The sequence below is a fragment of the Acinetobacter sp. YH18001 genome, assembly GCF_013416975.1.
GTDB lineage: Bacteria > Pseudomonadota > Gammaproteobacteria > Pseudomonadales > Moraxellaceae > Acinetobacter > Acinetobacter pseudolwoffii.
Genome location: NZ_VPEU01000104.1, coordinates 1 through 2,555, shown reverse-complemented (window position 1 = coordinate 2,555; position 2,555 = coordinate 1). Strand labels below are relative to the sequence as shown.

Here is a 2,555-nt window from a genome sequence, read left to right as displayed (position 1 = left end):
ACTCATTTTTGTATTCCTTATTATTAATTATGAGAATAATATATCACCTCATAGTTATGCGTCAATCCCTCATAGTTATGCGTCAATCCCTCATAGTTATGCGTCAATCCCTCATAGTTATGCGTCATATAAAGCTTTGAGAGAAGCTGTAAATAATCTGTTTAATCGTCAATTTAGTTATACAGCCGAATATAAAAAAACAGGCAAAGTCGGCATTGTTCGATCTCGCTGGGTAAGCCGTATATTTTATGTAGATGACCTAGCATTGTTAGAAATTACTTTTGCTCCTGATGTAGTGCCTTTAATCACACGATTGGAAGAACACTTTACAAAATATGAAGCTAAACAAGTTGCTCACCTAACCAGTAAATACGCCACTAGGCTTTATGAATTGCTGATTGCTTGGCGTGAAGTTGGAAAAGTTCCACAACTAGAACTTAGTGAGTTTAGAAACAGATTAGGTCTTGTTGATAGTGAATACACCGCCATGAGTGACTTTAAAAAGCGTGTGCTTGAACCATCAATTAAACAAATTAATGAGCATACTGATATTACTGTAACGTATGAACAGCATAAAAAAGGACGGATCATTTCAGGTTTTTCTTTCAAATTTAAGCAAAAACAACAGCCAAAAGTTGAAGCAAAAAGAGATCCAAACACGCCTGATTTTTTTATAAAAATGACCGATGCACAACGCCATTTATTTGCGAATAAAATGTCAGAAATGCCTGAAATGGGGAAATATTCACAAGGTACAGAAAGCTACCAACAATTTGCTATTCGTATCGCTGATATGCTTTTAGAGCCTGAAAAATTCAGAGAGCTTTATCCAATTTTAGAAAAATCAGGATTTCAGCCATGATTAAATTAAATAACCTATCAACCGATCTAAAGCATGTGACCGTTGAATACCTCGACATCGTAAATTATGAAATTGCGAGGGAAAATATATGCGGTTATATCTTCCTATTATCCCGACTATCCAAAAATGCCAAACCCACCGAAAAAATGCAGATGGAAAGCAAAATACAGGACTTAATTTACTATCGGGATCATTTGCAGATAGAGGACAAAGACAATATTCAAAAGGTTTTAAACACGCTCATTCCCGAGTATCAAGCCGAACAGAATAACCAAACAGCTAAGAAAAATTAGGCTTCAATGTCGGGCAAATCAAAAAGCTGTCGATCTCTATTTTCTGTTAAATATTCGTTGAGTTCAGCGAGTATTTTTTCTTTATTAGCTTCATTTGCCTGCATTTTCTTAATCAAGTAAGAACCGAGCAAAATTTTACGCCTAGTATCATCCTTGCGCTCCTGTTCTTTCTTTTTGGTACGTTCTCTTGCTTCAATAGCCTGTTTCTGTGCTTTTAACTGTTTCAGCTTCTCTAACTGGGCTTCAATTTTCTTTTCGATATTTTCAGCAGATTTAGTCATAACGGTTAATTTCGGAATATAGAAAACCACTCAAGCATAAGACCCTATGAATTGAAATTCAAGCGGGTAATATGCTATCGTGTTTTTCATGAAATGCGCACTTACGACTTGAACAAAGTTCAAGTCAAAGTTGCGCAAGGGGACACCCCTTAACCCCAAAAAACTGCTACGCAATTTTTTAAAAGCAAAAGCACCCCAAGGCGACTGCATGGCAATTTATCATTGTTCCACTAAAACGGTGAACCGAAGTTCGGGGCGAACTGCGGTTGCATCATCTGCATATCGTGCAGGGGAAAAACTAGAAGATGAACGCACAGGACTGACCCATGACTTTACGAGAAAAGACGGTGTCGCCCATTCTGAAATTCTGTCTAATTTAGATATTGAAATTGACCGTGGTGAACTTTGGAACTTGGCAGAAAAAACCGAAAACCGTAAAGATGCCCGAACCGCTAGAGAATGGGTCATTGCCCTACCTGATGAATTAGACGCTGATCAACGTAAGGACTTGGCAAAAGACTTTGCCAGGTCCTTAGTTGATCGCTATGGAGTGATCGCAGATTTAGCCATCCATGAACCCAGCAAAGGCGGTAATGATAAGAATCATCACGCCCATATCATGCTTACCACCCGAAAAGCCGAATTGGACACGGACAATAAACTCACCCTGACCACCAAAACCGATATTGAACTCAGCAACGCCAAACGAAAAAGCCTTGGTATGGGTACAACCCAAGACGAAATTAAACAGATTCGGGAAACGTGGGCAAATTTAGCCAATCACGCATTAGAACGAGCAGGCTACCGAGAAAAAATAGATCACCGCAGCTATGCCGATCAGAATAACGGACTACAAGCCACCATCCATGAAGGCACTAAAGTCACCCAATTACGCAGACAAGGCATAGACACTGAAATCAGCCGTTTTAATGACAATGTGAAACAGCAGAACGCCCAACAGCTTGACCAACAGAAACAGCAGAAAGAGAGCGTTTTACAGCGTGGTTTAAACCGTGTCGATCAAGGTTTTGATCAATGGCAGAAGAACCAAGAAACCAAACGTCTAGAACTGGAACGCCAAGCGGAAATGAAACGACAGCAAGAATTAGATAAACAACG

At 39.4% G+C, this 2,555-nt stretch carries 4 protein-coding genes; 3 read left to right on the top strand and 1 reads right to left on the bottom strand.

The window, feature by feature from the left end; genetic code table 11:
• Both repM and FTV48_RS14460 read left to right on the top strand, forming a co-directional pair.
• The coding region (gene repM, locus FTV48_RS14465; protein WP_257222981.1) for a replication initiation protein RepM at positions 1–862 on the top strand (862 nt) is incomplete at its 5' end.
• Positions 859–1,155 (top strand): hypothetical protein, encoded by a 297-nt coding sequence (locus FTV48_RS14460; protein WP_005265043.1) that lies wholly within the window; start codon positions 859–861, stop codon positions 1,153–1,155. The genes repM and FTV48_RS14460, both read left to right, overlap by 4 nt.
• Here FTV48_RS14460 and FTV48_RS14455 read toward each other — a convergent pair.
• Positions 1,152–1,436, bottom strand: a complete 285-nt coding sequence (locus FTV48_RS14455) for a hypothetical protein (RefSeq protein WP_004871868.1) — start codon at positions 1,434–1,436, stop codon at positions 1,152–1,154. The two genes, FTV48_RS14460 and FTV48_RS14455, sit on opposite strands and share 4 nt — an antisense overlap.
• Before the next feature lie 208 nt (positions 1,437–1,644).
• Between FTV48_RS14455 and mobQ the strand changes: the two genes are divergently transcribed.
• On the top strand, positions 1,645–2,555 hold a 911-nt coding region (mobQ, locus tag FTV48_RS14450; protein ID WP_180000753.1), incomplete at its 3' end, for a MobQ family relaxase.

Coding starts and splice junctions, on each gene's coding strand:
- FTV48_RS14460 (WP_005265043.1), top strand. CDS start 859: ATGATTAAATTAAATAACCTATCAACCGATCTAAAGCATGTGACCGTT.
- FTV48_RS14455 (WP_004871868.1), bottom strand. CDS start 1,436: ATGACTAAATCTGCTGAAAATATCGAAAAGAAAATTGAAGCCCAGTTA.